Consider the following 15,417-nt stretch of genomic DNA (forward strand, 5'->3'; position numbering starts at 1 on the left):
CTCCCCGCTCCCCCTGGACCTCCATGCACCACGCCCCCGACTCCGCCCCCGACGAAACGTCCCGCCCGCCGCGCCGCCGCGCTCTGGGACGCGGAGGGGGCGCGGGGCCCCTGCGGGGGGCGGAGCCGGGCGAGCCGGTCCCGGAGGCCGCCGAAGCCCCCGAGAGGCTCGTAGGGGCCGTGCCCGGGGCCGCCGGGCCTCCTGAGGCCCTCGCGGCCCTCGCCGCGGCCTTCGCACCGTCCGGGCGGGTCGACGCCGGGGCTGTACGGGCCGAGGCGGGCGACGGGGGCGGCGAGTGGGCCGCTGACGGGCCAGAGGAGGCCCTCGGCGGGACCGAGCGGACCGGTGACGGGTCGGGAAAGGCCTCCGGCGGACCCGACCAGCCCCCCGTCGGCGCCGACGGGCGGTTCACCGTGCGGCTCTCGAACTTCGAGGGGCCCTTCGACCTGCTGCTCCAGCTCATCACCAGGCACAAGCTCGACGTCACCGAAGTCGCGCTCTCCCGGGTCACCGACGAGTTCATGGCCCACCTGCGCGCCCTCGGGCCCGACGGGGACCTCGACCAGACCACCGAGTTCCTCGTCGTCGCCGCCACCCTGCTCGACCTCAAGACCGCCCGGCTGCTGCCCGCCGCCGAGGTGGAGGACGAGGCCGACCTCGCCCTCCTGGAGGCCCGCGACCTGCTCTTCGCCCGGCTCCTCCAGTACCGCGCGTACAAGCGGGTCGCGGCGGTCTTCGAGGAGCGCTGGGAGAACGAGGGCCGTCGGCATCCCCGTACCGTCGGGCTCGAACCGCACCACGCCGAGCTGCTCCCCGAGGTGATCATCTCCATCGGCGCCGAGGGCTTCGCGAAGCTGGCCGTCAAGGCCATGCAGCCCAAGGCCGAGCCGCAGGTGTACGTCGAGCACATCCACGCACCCCTCGTCAGCGTCCGCGAGCAGGCCGCCGTGGTCGCCGCCCTGCTGCGCGAGCGCGGCACGGCGGCCTTCCGGGAGCTGATCGAGGACGCCGGCGACACCCTCACCGTCGTCGCCCGCTTCCTCGCCCTCCTGGAGCTCTACCGCGAGCGGGCCGTCGCGCTCGACCAGGAGACCGCCCTGGGCGACCTCACGGTCTCCTGGACCGGCGGGGACGGGGAGGCCAGGGTCACCGACGAGTTCGACCAGGAACCCGGACAGGAAACGGAGGCCCGCGCGTGAGCGCCCCCGACATCGATACCGATACGGACAGCGACCTCAGGCCCTCCCTCGAAGCCGTCCTCATGGTCGTCGACGAGCCCGCCACCGAGGCCCACCTCGCCAAGGTCCTCGGCCGCGCCCCCCGGGAGGTCGCCGATGCCCTGCGCGAGCTGGCCGACGAGTACACCGCCCAGGGCCGCGGCTTCGAGCTGCGCCAGGTCGCCGGCGGCTGGCGCTACTACACCCGTCCCGCCTACGCCCCGGCCGTCGAGGCCTTCGTCCTGGAGGGCCAGCAGGCCCGGCTCACCCAGGCTGCCCTGGAGACCCTCGCGGTCGTCGCGTACCGCCAGCCGGTCAGCCGTTCCCGCGTCTCGGCGGTCCGCGGGGTCAACTGCGACGGCGTGATGCGGACCCTCCTCCAGCGGGGTCTGGTGGAGGAGGCGGGCGCGGAACCCGAAACAGGTGCGATCCTGTACAGGACGACGAACTACTTCCTGGAGCGGATGGGCCTGCGCGGCCTGGACGAACTCCCCGAGCTCGCCCCCTTCCTCCCCGAGGCGGAGGCGGTCGAGCCGGACTCCCTCGAAGGCGTCCCGTCGTTCGAACCCGACGCAGACGTAGACGACAAGACGGAACTTTGATGCGAAGCAGCAGCGGCAGGAACAGCAGCGGAAACAACGGCGGGAGCCGTGGTGGCAACAGCGGCGGCCGCGGCGGCAGCAGCGGTGGCGGCCGTGGCGGCAGCGGAGCCGGCGGTGGCGGCGGCTACCGGGGCTCCGGCGGCGGCTCCGGCTCCGGCTCCGGTGGCGGCTACCGGGGCGGCGGCAGCGGCTCCGGCGGCGGTGGCTACCGCGGCGGCGGCTCCGGTGGCGGCGGCTACCAGGGCGGCGGCGGCCGTGACGACCAGAAGCGTCCGAGCAACCCCCGCCGGCCCCGTCCCGAGGAGCGCTCCTACGACGTGAGCCCGCCCGCCGACGCCCCGAAGAAGGGCCGCGGCTCCGCGGCCCGCGGCGGCGCCAAGGGCGGCCCCAAGGCCCCGCAGGGCGGCACCCCGCCCCGTCGCGGCCCGCACGGTCAGCGGCAGGCCCCGGCCCGCTCGCGCGAGCTCGACGCCAGGATCGAGCAGCGCAACCGGGAGCGGTACGAGAACCGGCCCGAGATCAAGACCCCCAAGACCTTCCCCGGCGCCGAGCAGGAGGGCGAGCGGCTGCAGAAGGTCCTCGCCCGCGCCGGCATGGGCTCGCGCCGCGCCTGCGAGGAGCTGATCGAGCAGGCCCGCGTCGAGGTCAACGGCGAGATCGTCCTGGAGCAGGGCAAGCGCGTCGACCCGGAGAAGGACGAGATCAAGGTGGACGGCCTGACCGTCGCCACCCAGTCGTACCTGTTCTTCGCGCTGAACAAGCCCGCCGGCGTCGTCTCCACCATGGAGGACCCGGACGGCCGCCAGTGCCTCGGCGACTACGTCACCAACCGCGAGACCCGCCTCTTCCACGTCGGCCGGCTCGACACGGAGACCGAGGGCATCATCCTGCTCACCAACCACGGCGAGCTGGCCCACCGGCTCACGCACCCGAAGTACGGCGTGAAGAAGACCTACCTGGCCGCCATCACCGGCCCGCTGCCCCGCGAGGTCGGCCGGCGGCTCAAGGACGGCATCGAGCTGGAGGACGGCTACGCCCGCGCCGACCACTTCCGCGTGGTCGAGCAGACCGGCAAGAACTACCTGGTCGAGGTCACCCTGCACGAGGGCCGCAAGCACATCGTGCGCCGGATGCTGGCCGAGGCGGGCTTCCCGGTCGAGAAGCTGGTCCGCACCGCCTTCGGCCCGATCGGCCTGGGCGACCAGAAGTCGGGCTGGCTGCGCCGCCTGACCAACACGGAGGTCGGCATGCTGATGAAGGAAGTCGGCATGTAGCACCCCCGGGGTGCGCCCGCGAAGGGGCCCGTGACCGTTCCGGCGGTCACGGGCCCTTCCGTGTCCGCGTCCGCCCTTCCGTGTCCGCGTCCGCCCCTCCGTGTCCGCGCCCGGCCCTTGTGGGCGTGGTCCGCCACCCTTTATAGTCAGGATGACTCTTAAGGAGGCGGGCGTGAGCCTCGCGACTTTGCTCGAACCCCTGCAACGGCCGCTCCTCACCGTCCTGGACACCCCGGTCAGCTGGACCGAGGTCCTGGGCTTCGGCAGCGGGGCGCTCTGCGTCTGGCTGGTGGCCCGCCAGCACGTGGCCAACTGGCCGATCGGCATCGCCAACAACCTCTTCTTCGTCCTGCTCTTCACGCAGGCCGGGCTCTACGCCGATGCCGGCCTCCAGATCGTCTTCATCACCCTCGCCGCGTACGGCTGGTGGACCTGGACCCACGGGGGTGGACCGGGCTCCGACGCCCTTCCGGTGCGCCGCACCACGCGCGCCGAATGGACGTGGCTGCTCGCGGCGGGGGTGGTGGGGACCCTCGGGCTCACCCTGCTCCTCGACCGCGCCACCGACTCGACCGTCCCCTTCTGGGACGCCCTGACCACCGCGCTCTCCCTCATGGCCACCTACGGCCAGTGCCGGAAGCGCCTGGAGTCCTGGTGGCTCTGGATCGCCGCCGACGTCGTCTACGTGCCGCTGTACGCGCACAAGGGCCTGTACCTGACCTCCCTGCTGTACGTCGGCTTCATGACGCTCTGCGTGATGGGCCTGCGCGGCTGGACCCGGGACCTCACGGAGACCCGGCGACCGGTGGGGGCGACGGCGTGAAGCGCTACGGGCACGGCCTCGTCCTCGGCAAGTTCTATCCGCCGCACGCCGGCCACCACCACCTCGTCCGCACCGCCCTCGACCGCTGCGAGCGCCTCACCGTCCTCGTCTGCGCCTCCTCCGCCGAATCCGTCCCCCTGGAGGACCGCGTCGCCTGGATGCGCGAGGTCCACCCCGACGCCCTCGTCGTCGGCGCCGTCGACGACCACCCCGTCGACCTCCACGACCCCGACGTCTGGGAGGCCCACATGGCCGTCTTCCGGGCCGCCGTGCCCGAACGCGTCGACGCCGTCTTCACCTCGGAGCCGTACGGCGAGGAGCTCGGCCGCCGCTTCGGCGCCGACTCCGTCCTCGTCGACCCCGACCGCGTCCGCTTCCCCGTCTCCGGCACCGCCGTCCGCGCGGACCCCGCCGGCTGCTGGGACCACCTGGAGGCCCCCGTGCGGGCCGCGCTCACCCGCCGGGTCGTCGTCCTCGGCGCCGAGTCCACCGGCACCACCACCCTGGCCCTCGCCCTCGCCGACCACTACCGGCGGCGCGGCGGCGTCTGGGCCCGCACCCGGTACGTACCGGAGTACGGGCGCGCGTACAGCGAACTCAAGCTCGCCGAGCTGAGGGCCGAACGCCCCGGCGCCACCTGGTCCGACGTCGTCTTCCGCTCCTCCGACTTCCCCGTCATCGCCCAGCGCCAGGCCGAACTGGAGGAGGAGGCCGCCCGCGCCGGCTCGCCCGTCCTCGTCTGCGACACCGACGCCTTCGCCACCACCATCTGGCACGAGCGGTACATGGGCACCACCAGCCCCGACACCGGCGAGATCGCCGCCCGCGGCCGGCAGCACCTCTGGCTGCTCACCGACCACCGGGGCGTCGACTTCGAGGACGACGGACTGCGCGACGGGGAGCACCTGCGGCCCTGGATGACCGCCCGCTTCCTCACCCAGCTCGCCCACTCCGGCCGCCGCACGGTCGTGCTCACCGGCCCGCACGAGGAACGGCTCGCCACCGCCGTCGCCGCCGTGGACGCGCTGCTGGCCGAGGGCCCGGGCCTCACCGACCCCCTGCCGGAGCGCCGATGACCGCCCACCGGGCCCCCGAGGGCTACGACCCGCACGCCTTCGAGCCGTTCGCCGTCACCGTCGACCTCGCCGTCCTCACGATCCGCGAGGAGCGCCTCCACGTCCTGCTCGTCGAACGCGCCCAGGAGCCGTACGCCGGGTCCTGGGCGCTGCCCGGCGGCTTCGTGCTGCCCCGCGAGTCCGCCGAGACCGCCGCCCGCCGCGAACTCGCCGAGGAGACCGGTCTCTCCGGGACCACCGTCGCCGGGCTCCACCTCGAACAGCTCCGCACCTACACCGAGCCGGACCGCGACCCGAGGATGCGGGTCGTCTCCGTCGCCTTCACCGCGCTCGTACCCGACCCGCCCGAGCCGCGCGGCGGCGGGGACGCGGCGCAGGCGCGGTGGATCCCGTACGGGACGCACGGGCCGCTCGCCTTCGACCACGACCGGATCCTCGCCGACGCCCACGAACGGGTCGGCGCCAAGCTCGAATACACCTGCCTCGCCACGGCCTTCTGCCCGCCCGAGTTCACCCTCGGCGAGCTGCGGCAGGTCTACGAGACGGTCTGGGGCGTCGAACTCGACCGCCCCAACTTCCGGCGCAAGGTCCTCGCCACGCCCGGCTTCGTCCGGGCCGTGGAGGGACCGCCGCGCCTCACCGGCGGACGGGGGAAACCGGCCGCCCTCTACCGGGCGGGCGGGGCCACGGCCCTCCACCCGCCCCTCCTGCGACCGGAAGGACGCTCCTCGTGAACCACGCACCCACCGCCGTCGAGCGGGCCGCGACCGGGTCCCTGATCGGACTCGCGCTCGGCGACGCGCTGGGACTCCCCACGGAGTTCATCGACGTGCCGCGCATCATCAGCTGGTACGGCCCGTGGCGGGAGCTGGAGTTGCCCGGCAACGGCCGCGTCACCGACGACACCCAGATGACCCTCGCCTTCGCCCGGGGCGTCCGCACCGCCATGGACCGGGGCGTACTCGCGCCGACCCGGCTCGTCGGACCGCTGCGGGAGGAGTTCGTCGACTGGTACCGGTCGCCGGAGAACAACCGCGCCCCCGGACGCACCTGCATGGTCGCCTGCCAACTGCTGACGACCGACGTCCCCTGGCAGGACGCCGGCCAGATCCACTCCAAGGGCTGCGGCGCCAACATGCGGGTCGCGCCGATCGGGCTCGTCCCCGGGCTGAGCGACGAGCAGCGGGCGGGCGCCGCGCAGCTCCAGTCGGCGCTGACCCACGGCCACCCCACCGCGCTCGCCGCCTCCGACCTGACGGCCCGCGCCGTGCACCTGCTCGCGCGGGGCGTGGACCCGGCCGGGCTCGTCGGACAGCTCCGCTCGTACGCGTACGAGAACCGCTCCCGCTACCGCGAGGAGTGGCTCGGCGACCTGTGGACCCGCTCCCAGGACCCCTCCGCCCGGCACTTCACCGAGCGCGGCTGGGACGAGTGCCTGGCGGTCCTGGAGCGCCTGGACGCCGTCCAGCGCACGGCCGACCCGGAGCTCGACCCCTGCACGTACACCGGTGACGGCTGGATCGCGGAGGAGGCCCTCGCGACCGGGCTGCTCTGCTTCCTGCTCTTTCCCGACGAGCCCCTCACCGCCCTGCGCCGGGCCGCCTGCACCCGCGGCGACTCCGACTCGATCGCCGCCCTCGCGGGCGCCTTCGCCGGCGCCCACCTCGGCGCGGACGCCTGGCCGGAGGAGTGGGCGGACCGCGTCGAGTACCGGAGCGACCTGATCTCCTTCGGCGCCCTCTGGGACGCGTGAGCCGTGACGCTCGTCCCGGACGAACACCCCGAGCTGTGGGACTTCCTGAACGCGCGGCGCCGCGGCGAGGTCCTCTCCGGCACGGTCGCGGCCATCGAGCGGTTCGGCGTGTTCGTGGCCCTGGACGACGGCCCCGGCCATCCCCTCTTCCCCGGCGTCGGGTTCGTCTCGGCGGCCGAACTGTCCTGGGAGCGCTTCGCGTCGTTCGAGGACGTCGTCCGGGTCGGGCAGCGCGTCTCGTGCGAGTTCCTCCAATTCGACACGTACAACGGGGAGGCCAGGCTCTCCCTGAAGGCCATGCGGCCGGATCCGCTGCGCGCGTTCGCCGCGCACGTCGCGTGCGGCCGGGAGCTGCCGGGAGAGGTCACCGGGCTGATTCCGTTCGGCGTCTTCGTCCGGGTCGCCGACGGCGTCGAGGGACTGGTCCACGTCGACGACCTCGGCCTGGCCCCCGGAGCCGTCCTCCAGGACGTCGTGGCGGTCGGCGACCGGATGACGGTCGTCGTCACGGACGTGGACCTCACGCGGCGCAGGGTGCGCCTCTCCCCGGTCCGGCCCGGCCGGCAGGTCTAGGACGCGCTCGGCACCGACGCCCGGCGGGCGCGGACCAGGAAGTCCTCCACGCGCGCGTGGTCCGGTTCGGGGGGCAGCGGGGAGGTGTCGTGGGCGCGGTCGGCCTCCTCGTGGAGGCGGTTCATCCAGGACTCGACCTCCGGCCAGGGCACCTCGCCGCGCTTGACCGCGAGGAGGCGGTCGCGGTCCCCGCCGACGTCGACGCGCAGCTCGCCCGTGCGCAGCAGGTCGCGGCAGCTCGCCAGGAGCCGCAGCAGGTGCATGGCGTGCTTCCAGCGCGGATGCCCGTACTGGCGCACGTCCGCGTCCAGCTTGCGGCGCTGGCCGACCGCGTACCGCACGAACGTCCGGTGGGCCTGCCGGGAGAGGAAGGCGCCGCGCAGGGAGACCAGCTCGCGGCCGAGGTCGTCGGCGTACTCGACGACGGGGGAGTGGAGGCACTCCAGGACGTTCGGGTTGTTGCGCAGGGCCAGCTCGCAGAAGCGTTCCAGCTCCCAGCTGAACTGTTCCTCGCGCGGCCCCTCGACGTGCGCCGGGGGCTTGTCGAAGCGCCAGAAGAGCGGCGTCGGGGCGAGGTAGACGCCCCGCACGTCCGTGTCGCTGCCCTCGGTCGCCAGACCGAAGGCGCGCGAACCCACCACACAGGAGTAGACCGTGTGCTCGCGCACCAGCTCGTCCGGAGTCATGCCGGGCAGGTTACGCCAGGGTGATCGTCCCGCCCGAGATATTGATCCGCTCCGCCGGGAGCGGGCGGGTGGCCGGGCCCGTCACCACCGAGCCGTCCGCGACGCGGAACTTCGAACCGTGGCAGGGGCAGTCGATGGTGCCGTCCGCGACCCTGTTCACCAGGCACCCCTGGTGCGTGCAGACCGCCGAGAACGCCTTGAACTCGCCGGCCGTCGGCTGCGTCACCACCACCTTCTCCTCCGCGAAGACCGCTCCGCCGCCGACCGGGATCTCGGAGGTCCTGGCCAGCGCCTCGCCGTCCTCCTCGGGGGAATCCGGCGACTCCGGTGCCTCCGGGGTGGCCGTGGCGGTGCCGCCGTCGTCATCGCCGTCCGAGCCGCAGCCCGTCGCCGTCAGGGCCGCGGCGGCGAGCAGGACGGTACGGCGGCTCGTGCTGTGGGACGTCATGGCGCCAGCTTGGCCACGCGCCGCCGCCGGGTCCCGCGACACGCCTGCCCCCGTACCCCGAGTGGCGGAACGCACCGGTTCGCGTGACATTGACCCTGATCCGTGCGTTCGCCCCGTCTCGGAGAGCGGGCGCCGTGCTCCCGGCCCCCCGCCCCTGACTAGGCTGACCGGAGCACAGACGCAGGCGAAGGAGCACGACGTGGCGGTACGAGCGGTCCGAGGCGCCGTCCAGCTGGACCGGGACGAGGCCGAGCACATGCGCGAGCGGGTCGAGGAGCTGCTCGCCGCCGTCCTCGAACGCAACGGCCTCACCGCCGAGGACCTCATCAGCATCTGGTTCACGGCCACGCCCGATCTGCGCAGCGACTTCCCCGCCGCCGCGGCCCGGCACACCGGCCTCGTGGACGTCCCCCTGATCTGCGCCCGGGAACTCGACGTCGAGGGCGCCATGCCGAGGGTCGTCCGGCTCCTCGCCCACGTCGAGACCGAGCTGCCCAAGTCCCGGATCGCGCACGTCTACCTCGGCGCCGCGGCCGCCCTGCGCAAGGACATCGCCCAGTGAGAACAGCGCTCGTCATCGGAACCGGCCTGATCGGCACCTCCGCCGCCCTCGCCCTCGCCGGCCGGGGCGTCACCGTCCACCTGCGCGACCACGACCCGGCCCGCGCCCGCACCGCCGCCGCGCTCGGCGCCGGCACCGACGAGGCGCCCGAGGGCCCCGTGGACCTCGCCGTCGTCGCCGTGCCCCCCGCGCACACCGCCGCCACCCTCGCCGGGGCCATGACCGCCGGCCTGGCCCGCGGCTACCTGGACGTCGCCAGCGTCAAGGGCGGGCCGAAGCGGGAGCTGGAGGCCCTGGGCCTCGACCTCACCGCGTACATCGGCACGCACCCGATGTCCGGCAAGGAGCGCTCCGGCCCGCTCGCCGCCACCGCCGACCTCTTCGAGGGCCGCCCCTGGGTCCTCACCCCCACCCGGGACACCGACACCGAGGTCCTCAACCTCGCCCTGGAGCTCGTCGCCCTCTGCCGGGCCGTCCCCGTCGTCATGGACGCCGACGCCCACGACCGGGCCGTCGCCCTGGTCTCCCACACCCCGCAGCTGGTGTCGTCCATGGTCGCCGCGCGCCTGGAGGAGGCCGACGAGTCGGCCGTGCGCCTCTGCGGACAGGGCATCCGCGACGTCACCCGGATCGCCGCCTCCGACCCCCGGATGTGGGTCGAGATCCTCTCCGCCAACCCCGGACCCGTCGCCGACGTCCTCTCCGGCGTGGCCGCCGACCTCGACGAGACCGTGCGCGCCCTGCGCTCCCTCCAGTCCGCCGACGAGGACAAGCGCCGGGACGGCGCCACCGGCGTCGAGGACGTCCTGCGCCGCGGCAACGCCGGCCGCTCCCGCGTCCCCGGCAAGCACGGCGCCGCCCCCGCCGCCTACGAGACCGTCGCCGTCCTCATCGGCGACCGGCCCGGCGAGCTGGCCCGGATCTTCGCCGACGCGGGCCGCGCGGGCGTCAACATCGAGGACGTCCGCATCGAGCACGCGACCGGCCAGCAGGCCGGCCTGGTCCAGCTCATGGTGGAGCCCTCGGCGGCCCCGGTCCTCGGCGCGGCCCTCCAGGAGCTCGGCTGGTCCCTCCGTACGGGCTGACGCGGACGCCGGAGCCCGGGGGCGGAGGACCGGCCCCGGGGGTCCGGCACGGGCTGGGCCGAACGGGTGCGTGGGACTCGGTAACCTTGGGGGGAGCCCGTCGCGACTTTGCCGGGTCCCGCCACCCCACCCCAGGAAGGTGTTCCCACCGTGGAATCCGTGATCGTCGCCATCGACGGGCCGTCCGGCACGGGCAAGTCGAGCACCTCGAAGGCGGTCGCCGCCAAGCTGGGGCTGAGCTACCTCGACACCGGCGCCCAGTACCGGGCGATCACCTGGTGGATGATCAGCAACGGCGTGGACGTCTCCGACGCCGGGGCCGTCGCCGCCGTCGCCGCCAAGCCGGTCATCGTCTCCGGCACCGACCCGTCCCGGCCCACCATCACCGTGGACGGCGCCGACGCCTCCGGCCCCATCCGCACCGAGGAGGTCACCTCGAAGGTCAGCGCCGTCAGCGCCGTCCCCGAGGTGCGCGCGCTGATCACCGAGCTCCAGCGGACCATCGCCCGGGGCGCCGAGCAGGGCATCGTCGTGGAGGGCCGGGACATCGGCACCACCGTCCTGCCCGACGCCGACCTGAAGATCTTCCTCACGGCCTCGCCCGCGGCCCGCGCCGCCCGCCGCTCCGGCGAGCTCAAGGGCGCCGACGTGCGCGCCACCCAGGAGGCCCTGGTCAAGCGGGACGCGGCCGACTCCAGCCGCAAGACCTCCCCGCTCGCCAAGGCCGGCGACGCCGTCGAGGTCGACACCACCGACCTCACGCTCGACCAGGTGATCGAGTGCGTCGTCACCCTGGTGGACGAGCGGCGCAGCCGAGACGCAGCGCAGGTTGAGGCTCCCGAGTGAGGAACGAGCGAGGGGGACTCGGCCGGAGCGGAGTCGAGGCGGAGCGCGACCACAAGCGCAGAGAAGCGGGCGGCCGTCGGATGACCGTGCCCTCCGCGAAGGGCGCCGCCGTCGGCCGCGGCATCGGCATCGGGCTGATGTACGGGCTGTGGAAGCCGCGCGTCCTCGGCGCCTGGCGGGTGCCGGCCTCCGGCCCCGTCGTCCTCGCCGTCAACCACGCGCACAACATCGACGGCCCCATGCTCATGGGCACCGCCCCGCGCCCCGTGCACTTCCTCATCAAGAAGGAGGCGTTCGTCGGCCCGCTCGGCGGCTTCCTGGAAGGCATCGGGCAGGTCAAGGTGGACCGCCACGGCGCCGACCGCGCGGCGATAGCCAACGCCCTGGGCGTCCTGGAGCGGGGCGGCGTCCTCGGGATCTTCCCCGAGGGCACCCGGGGCGAGGGCGACTTCGCCTCGCTGCGCGCGGGCCTCGCGTACTTCGCGGTCCGCAGCGGCGCGCCGATCGTCCCGGTCGCCGTCCTCGGCAGCACCGAGCGCCGGGGGCGGCTCGTCAAGGCCCTGCCCCCGCTGCGCGGCCGCGTCGACGTCGTCTTCGGCGACGCCTTCGAGGCGGGCGACGGCTCCGGTCGGCGCACCCGCAAGGCGCTGGACGAGGCCACCGTACGGATCCAGGGCAAGCTCACCGCCCACCTGGAAAACGCCAGGCGCCTCACCGGGCGCTGAGCGAGACTCTCAGTAGTGGAACCCGTCGACCGGGAACCACCGACCACGAATGATCGAGGAACGGACTTCATGAACGACCAGCACGACCACGGGGCACTTGGCGACGCCGAGTACGCGGAGTTCATGGAGCTCGCCGCGGAAGAGGGCTTCGACGCGGAGGAGATCGAGGGCGCGATCGAGGAGGCCGGGCACGGCCCGCTCCCCGTCCTCGCCGTCGTCGGCCGCCCGAACGTCGGCAAGTCGACCCTGGTGAACCGCATCATCGGCCGCCGCGAGGCGGTCGTCGAGGACAAGCCGGGCGTCACCCGCGACCGCGTCACCTACGAGGCCGAATGGGCCGGCCGCCGCTTCAAGGTCGTCGACACCGGCGGCTGGGAGCAGGACGTCCTCGGCATCGACGCCTCCGTCGCCGCCCAGGCCGAGTTCGCCATCGAGGCCGCCGACGCCTGCCTCTTCGTCGTGGACGCCACCGTCGGCGCCACCGACACCGACGAGGCCGTCGTCAAGCTGCTCCGCCGCGCCGGGAAGCCGGTCGTCCTCGCCGCCAACAAGGTCGACGGCCAGTCCGGCGAGGCCGACGCGGCCATGCTCTGGTCGCTCGGCCTGGGCGAGCCGTTCCCGGTCTCCTCGCTGCACGGCCGCGGCACCGGCGACCTCCTGGACGAGGTCCTGAAGAAGCTGCCCGAGGCCCCCGCGCAGCGCTTCGGCAACGCCGTCGGCGGCCCGCGCCGCATCGCCCTCATCGGCCGCCCGAACGTCGGCAAGTCCTCCCTGCTCAACAAGGTGGCGGGCGAGGACCGGGTCGTCGTCAACGAGCTGGCCGGCACCACCCGCGACCCGGTCGACGAGCTGATCGAGCTCGGCGGCGTGACGTGGAAGTTCGTCGACACCGCCGGCATCCGCAAGAAGGTCCACCTCCAGGAGGGCGCGGACTACTACGCCTCCCTGCGGACCGCGGCCGCCGTCGAGAAGGCGGAGGTGGCCGTCATCCTCATCGACACCACCGACAGCATCTCGGTCCAGGACCAGCGCATCATCACGATGGCGGTCGAGTCGGGCCGCGCCGTCGTCATCGCCTACAACAAGTGGGACGAGCTGGACGAGGAGCGCCGCTACTACCTGGAGCGCGAGATCGAGACCGAGATGCAGCAGGTCTCCTGGGCGCCCCGGGTCAACGTCTCCGCCAAGACCGGCCGCCACATGGAGAAGCTGGTCCCGGCCATCGAGACCGCCCTCGCCGGCTGGGAGACCCGTGTCCCCACCGGCCGGCTGAACGCCTTCCTCGGCGAGATCGTCGCCTCCCACCCGCACCCGGTCCGCGGCGGCAAGCAGCCCCGCATCCTCTTCGGCACGCAGGCGGGCACGAAGCCGCCCCGGTTCGTCCTCTTCGCCTCGGGCTTCCTGGAGGCCGGCTACCGCCGCTTCATCGAGCGCCGCCTCCGCGAGGAGTTCGGCTTCGAGGGCACCCCGATCCACATCTCGGTCCGGGTGCGCGAGAAGCGCGGCCGCAAGAAGTAGCACCCCCGCACAGCGCACGGCCGAGGGCCGGGACCCGATCGGGTCCCGGCCCTCGGCCGTGCGCCTCCGCCCCCGGAGGCTCCTCTCAGAGCCCTCTGCGGGGCCCCGGCGGCAGCGCCGGCCGGGGGGACTGCGGAGGAGGTGGCGACGGCGCCTGCGCCGCCCACGCCGCGGGAGGCGCCGCGTGCCTCCGCCCGGTCCCGCCCGCGCCCGGCATCGTCGTGCCGAAGGCCCGGAAGGCCAGTCCCTCCTCGCCGCTGCGATCGCCCGGCAAGGTGCGGAACGACCGGCGGTACTCCGAGTACAGCGCGTCGTAGATCGGCGTGGGCGAAGGGCCCGCCGCGCCGTCCGACACGGGGCGCATGGAGGGGATCTGACTCGGGTGCGGCGGGGAGAAAGGGTCGTATGGGTGCACGTAGGTGCCAACGACCCCGCCGCCCGTCGGATGCGGGCGGCTCTCCGAAAGGGCCGCCCGCCGCGGGCGCGGCACGGTCGGAGCCCCCGGTCCCGGCGTCCCCCGCTCCGCCGGCACGCCGGCGACCCGCACCCACCCCGTGCCCCGCCGCGCGTCCCCGCTCACGTGCCGGCCAGCGGCATCGCGGCGGCCACCAGGCGCCCGTTCGCGGCGGCCTTCTCCAGGGCGTCGCGCAGCAGGTCCTCGCGCGGCTGCTGGCCGATCGAGCCCACCGGGGCGGCGAAGACCAGGACCGTGTGCGACTTGTTGGCCGCCGCGCGCCAGCCCTCGGTGACCTGGAGCGGCTGGTGCGCCTGCCACCAGGCGGCCTGCCCGGCGCCGCCCGGCCCAGGCTGGAGCACCGAGTGGAGCTGGCCCATGGCGACCAGGACCGACCAGCCCGGCAGCGCCGCCGGCCGGGTGTCGAGGTCCATGACCTGCTGGAAGCCCTGCTCGGCCAGGAGCGGCAGGAACTCGTCGACGAGGCCGTCCGACCCCGGGCGGGCCACCGGGGCGGTCGGCTCCACCACCAGGGCCGGGTGCAGCTCGCCCCGGATCAGGACGAGCCCGCTGGTGACCCCGAGGACGGCCTGCTCCGGGTGGGAGGCGGAGAGCGCGTCGGCGGCGTCCGAGGCCGTGATGGAGGCGACGGCGCCCTGGAGCTGCTCCTCCGCGACCCGGACGACCTGCGACGGGATGCAGCTGGCGTGGGCGAACGCGAGGACCGCGGTCTCCTCGCCGACGAACAGCACCGTGCTGGTGCGCTCCTGCTCGGAGTCCCCCGGCGTGCGGCAGGAGGTGCAGTCGTAGCTGCCCGGGGCGTTGTCGCCGTCGAGCAGCCGGTCGGCTTCTTCGTCGCCGATCTCGGCGCGTACGTCCTCGCTGACGTCGAGCATGCGCGGCACGGGGGGCTCCCTGGACTCGGTACGGGCGGACGCCGGGCCGTTCCCGGTCGTCTCATGCCGAGTTCAACGGGCCAGGCTCGGCCGGGGTCACGCGTGGATGCGGGGCAAGTTGCCGCCGGGGCGCGGGGCGGGAGGGTGCCGCCGACCGGGTGGGGCGCCGGCGCAGTACCGCGCGGCACGGGCCGGGAAGACCGGGAGGCTGCCTAGCCTGCGTCGATGTCGAAGATCAGATTTTGGACAGCCGGTTCCCTCGCGGCGGCCTCCGCGGCCGCGCTCCTCACCCTGGCCCCGGCCCCCGCCCAGGCGCAGGCACGGCCCCAGGCCCCCGCCCACGCCCGGGAGTCCGCCACCGCGCCCCGTACGGCCGCCTCCTCCATGCCCGCGTACGCCTGCGCCCAGGACCAGTGGCCGTGGGGCTGCGTCGCCGAGTGCGAGAGCGGCGGGCGCTGGCACGTCAACACCGGCAACGGCTTCTACGGCGGGCTCCAGTTCTGGCAGCCGACCTGGGTCGAGCACGGCGGCCTCGCGTACGCCCCGCGCGCCGACCTGGCCACCCGCGCGCAGCAGATCGAGGTCGCCGAGGAGGTGCTGCGCACCCAGGGCTGGGGCGCCTGGCCCGTCTGCTCCAAGCGGTACGGCCTGAGCGGGCGCGTCCACACCGTCGAGCCCGGCGACACCCTCGGCTCGATCGCCCGCCGCTTCGACGTCAAGGGCGGCTGGCAGGCCCTGTACACGGCGAACAAGAGCCTGATCGGGGCCGATCCGAACCGGATCGCCGTCGGCACCATGCTGCGCATCGCCCCGCTCTGACGCTCCCGCCCGGGCGGGCCCCCGGTGTCCGTCCGCCCGGGCGCCCGAGCGCCGCCGCCT

Annotated in this window: 18 protein-coding genes; 14 read left to right on the plus strand and 4 right to left on the minus strand. The window is 74.4% G+C overall.

Going from position 1 to position 15,417, the window contains the following annotated elements; genetic code table 11:
• Positions 1-23: 23 nt before the first annotated feature.
• From AB0398_RS23995 to AB0398_RS24030, 8 genes are all read left to right on the plus strand, one after another.
• The gene (locus AB0398_RS23995; RefSeq protein WP_366377666.1) at positions 24-1,199 is read left to right on the plus strand and encodes a segregation/condensation protein A; all 1,176 of its coding nucleotides are present in this window, start codon (positions 24-26) and stop codon (positions 1,197-1,199) included.
• On the plus strand, positions 1,196-1,819 hold the full coding sequence (gene scpB, locus AB0398_RS24000) for an SMC-Scp complex subunit ScpB (RefSeq protein WP_366377667.1): 624 nt from the start codon (positions 1,196-1,198) through the stop codon (positions 1,817-1,819). Before AB0398_RS23995 ends, scpB begins: the two co-directional genes overlap by 4 nt.
• Complete coding sequence (locus AB0398_RS24005; protein WP_366377668.1) at positions 1,819-3,093, plus strand: pseudouridine synthase; 1,275 nt, start codon at positions 1,819-1,821, stop codon at positions 3,091-3,093. The genes scpB and AB0398_RS24005 overlap by 1 nt, the downstream gene beginning before the upstream one ends.
• A gap of 172 nt (positions 3,094-3,265) precedes the next feature.
• Positions 3,266-3,916 carry a nicotinamide riboside transporter PnuC gene (gene pnuC, locus AB0398_RS24010; protein WP_366377669.1) on the plus strand — a complete coding sequence of 217 codons (651 nt, stop codon included), beginning with the start codon at positions 3,266-3,268 and terminating at the stop codon, positions 3,914-3,916.
• A complete protein-coding gene (locus AB0398_RS24015) occupies positions 3,913-4,992 on the plus strand; it encodes an AAA family ATPase (protein ID WP_366377670.1) in 1,080 nt (359 codons plus the stop codon). Before pnuC ends, AB0398_RS24015 begins: the two co-directional genes overlap by 4 nt.
• On the plus strand, positions 4,989-5,726 hold the full coding sequence (locus AB0398_RS24020; protein WP_366377671.1) for an NUDIX domain-containing protein: 738 nt from the start codon (positions 4,989-4,991) through the stop codon (positions 5,724-5,726). The genes AB0398_RS24015 and AB0398_RS24020 overlap by 4 nt, the downstream gene beginning before the upstream one ends.
• Complete coding sequence (locus AB0398_RS24025) at positions 5,723-6,745, plus strand: ADP-ribosylglycohydrolase family protein (RefSeq protein ID WP_366377672.1); 1,023 nt, start codon at positions 5,723-5,725, stop codon at positions 6,743-6,745. Before AB0398_RS24020 ends, AB0398_RS24025 begins: the two co-directional genes overlap by 4 nt.
• 3 nt (positions 6,746-6,748) lie before the next feature.
• Complete coding sequence (locus tag AB0398_RS24030; RefSeq protein ID WP_366377673.1) at positions 6,749-7,318, plus strand: S1 RNA-binding domain-containing protein; 570 nt, start codon at positions 6,749-6,751, stop codon at positions 7,316-7,318.
• Here the strand turns inward: AB0398_RS24030 and AB0398_RS24035 are convergent.
• Positions 7,315-8,004 carry a nucleotidyltransferase domain-containing protein gene (locus AB0398_RS24035; RefSeq protein ID WP_366377674.1) on the minus strand — a complete coding sequence of 230 codons (690 nt, stop codon included), beginning with the start codon at positions 8,002-8,004 and terminating at the stop codon, positions 7,315-7,317. The two genes, AB0398_RS24030 and AB0398_RS24035, sit on opposite strands and share 4 nt — an antisense overlap.
• A 10-nt stretch (positions 8,005-8,014) precedes the next feature.
• On the minus strand, positions 8,015-8,452 hold the full coding sequence (locus AB0398_RS24040; protein WP_366377675.1) for a Rieske (2Fe-2S) protein: 438 nt from the start codon (positions 8,450-8,452) through the stop codon (positions 8,015-8,017).
• A 199-nt stretch (positions 8,453-8,651) separates the two neighbouring features.
• On the opposite strand from AB0398_RS24040, the gene aroH reads away from it, so the two are divergent.
• From aroH to der, 5 genes are all read left to right on the plus strand, one after another.
• Complete coding sequence (aroH, locus tag AB0398_RS24045) at positions 8,652-9,014, plus strand: chorismate mutase (protein ID WP_366377676.1); 363 nt, start codon at positions 8,652-8,654, stop codon at positions 9,012-9,014.
• A complete protein-coding gene (locus tag AB0398_RS24050; protein ID WP_366377677.1) occupies positions 9,011-10,099 on the plus strand; it encodes a prephenate dehydrogenase in 1,089 nt (362 codons plus the stop codon). The genes aroH and AB0398_RS24050 overlap by 4 nt, the downstream gene beginning before the upstream one ends.
• Before the next feature lie 150 nt (positions 10,100-10,249).
• Positions 10,250-10,945, plus strand: a complete 696-nt coding sequence (gene cmk / locus AB0398_RS24055) for a (d)CMP kinase (RefSeq protein WP_366377678.1) — start codon at positions 10,250-10,252, stop codon at positions 10,943-10,945.
• Positions 10,946-11,025: 80 nt separating this feature from the next.
• Positions 11,026-11,670 (plus strand): lysophospholipid acyltransferase family protein, encoded by a 645-nt coding sequence (locus AB0398_RS24060; RefSeq protein WP_366377679.1) that lies wholly within the window; start codon positions 11,026-11,028, stop codon positions 11,668-11,670.
• Between the two features lie 69 nt (positions 11,671-11,739).
• Positions 11,740-13,188: a ribosome biogenesis GTPase Der gene (der, locus tag AB0398_RS24065; RefSeq protein ID WP_366377680.1), complete on the plus strand. Its 1,449-nt coding sequence runs from the start codon at positions 11,740-11,742 to the stop codon at positions 13,186-13,188.
• A gap of 85 nt (positions 13,189-13,273) precedes the next feature.
• Here der and AB0398_RS24070 read toward each other — a convergent pair whose 3' ends face one another.
• Together AB0398_RS24070 and AB0398_RS24075 are read right to left on the minus strand one after the other, a co-directional pair.
• Positions 13,274-13,552: a hypothetical protein gene (locus AB0398_RS24070; protein WP_366377681.1), complete on the minus strand. Its 279-nt coding sequence runs from the start codon at positions 13,550-13,552 to the stop codon at positions 13,274-13,276.
• 212 nt (positions 13,553-13,764) lie between these two features.
• Positions 13,765-14,547: a hypothetical protein gene (locus tag AB0398_RS24075; protein WP_366377682.1), complete on the minus strand. Its 783-nt coding sequence runs from the start codon at positions 14,545-14,547 to the stop codon at positions 13,765-13,767.
• Positions 14,548-14,763: 216 nt separating this feature from the next.
• On the opposite strand from AB0398_RS24075, the gene AB0398_RS24080 reads away from it, so the two are divergent.
• Positions 14,764-15,357, plus strand: a complete 594-nt coding sequence (locus AB0398_RS24080) for a transglycosylase family protein (protein ID WP_366377683.1) — start codon at positions 14,764-14,766, stop codon at positions 15,355-15,357.
• The last annotated feature ends 60 nt before the right edge of the window (positions 15,358-15,417 follow it).

It is taken from the genome of Streptomyces sp. NPDC086147, assembly GCF_040702165.1.
Taxonomy (GTDB): Bacteria; Actinomycetota; Actinomycetes; order Streptomycetales; family Streptomycetaceae; genus Streptomyces.

Coding starts and splice junctions, on each gene's coding strand:
- AB0398_RS23995 (WP_366377666.1), top strand. CDS start 24: ATGCACCACGCCCCCGACTCCGCCCCCGACGAAACGTCCCGCCCGCCG.
- AB0398_RS24005 (WP_366377668.1), top strand. CDS start 1,819: ATGCGAAGCAGCAGCGGCAGGAACAGCAGCGGAAACAACGGCGGGAGC.
- AB0398_RS24020 (WP_366377671.1), top strand. CDS start 4,989: ATGACCGCCCACCGGGCCCCCGAGGGCTACGACCCGCACGCCTTCGAG.
- AB0398_RS24035 (WP_366377674.1), bottom strand. CDS start 8,004: ATGACTCCGGACGAGCTGGTGCGCGAGCACACGGTCTACTCCTGTGTG.
- AB0398_RS24040 (WP_366377675.1), bottom strand. CDS start 8,452: ATGACGTCCCACAGCACGAGCCGCCGTACCGTCCTGCTCGCCGCCGCG.
- AB0398_RS24060 (WP_366377679.1), top strand. CDS start 11,026: ATGACCGTGCCCTCCGCGAAGGGCGCCGCCGTCGGCCGCGGCATCGGC.
- der (WP_366377680.1), top strand. CDS start 11,740: ATGAACGACCAGCACGACCACGGGGCACTTGGCGACGCCGAGTACGCG.
- AB0398_RS24070 (WP_366377681.1), bottom strand. CDS start 13,552: ATGCGCCCCGTGTCGGACGGCGCGGCGGGCCCTTCGCCCACGCCGATC.
- AB0398_RS24080 (WP_366377683.1), top strand. CDS start 14,764: ATGTCGAAGATCAGATTTTGGACAGCCGGTTCCCTCGCGGCGGCCTCC.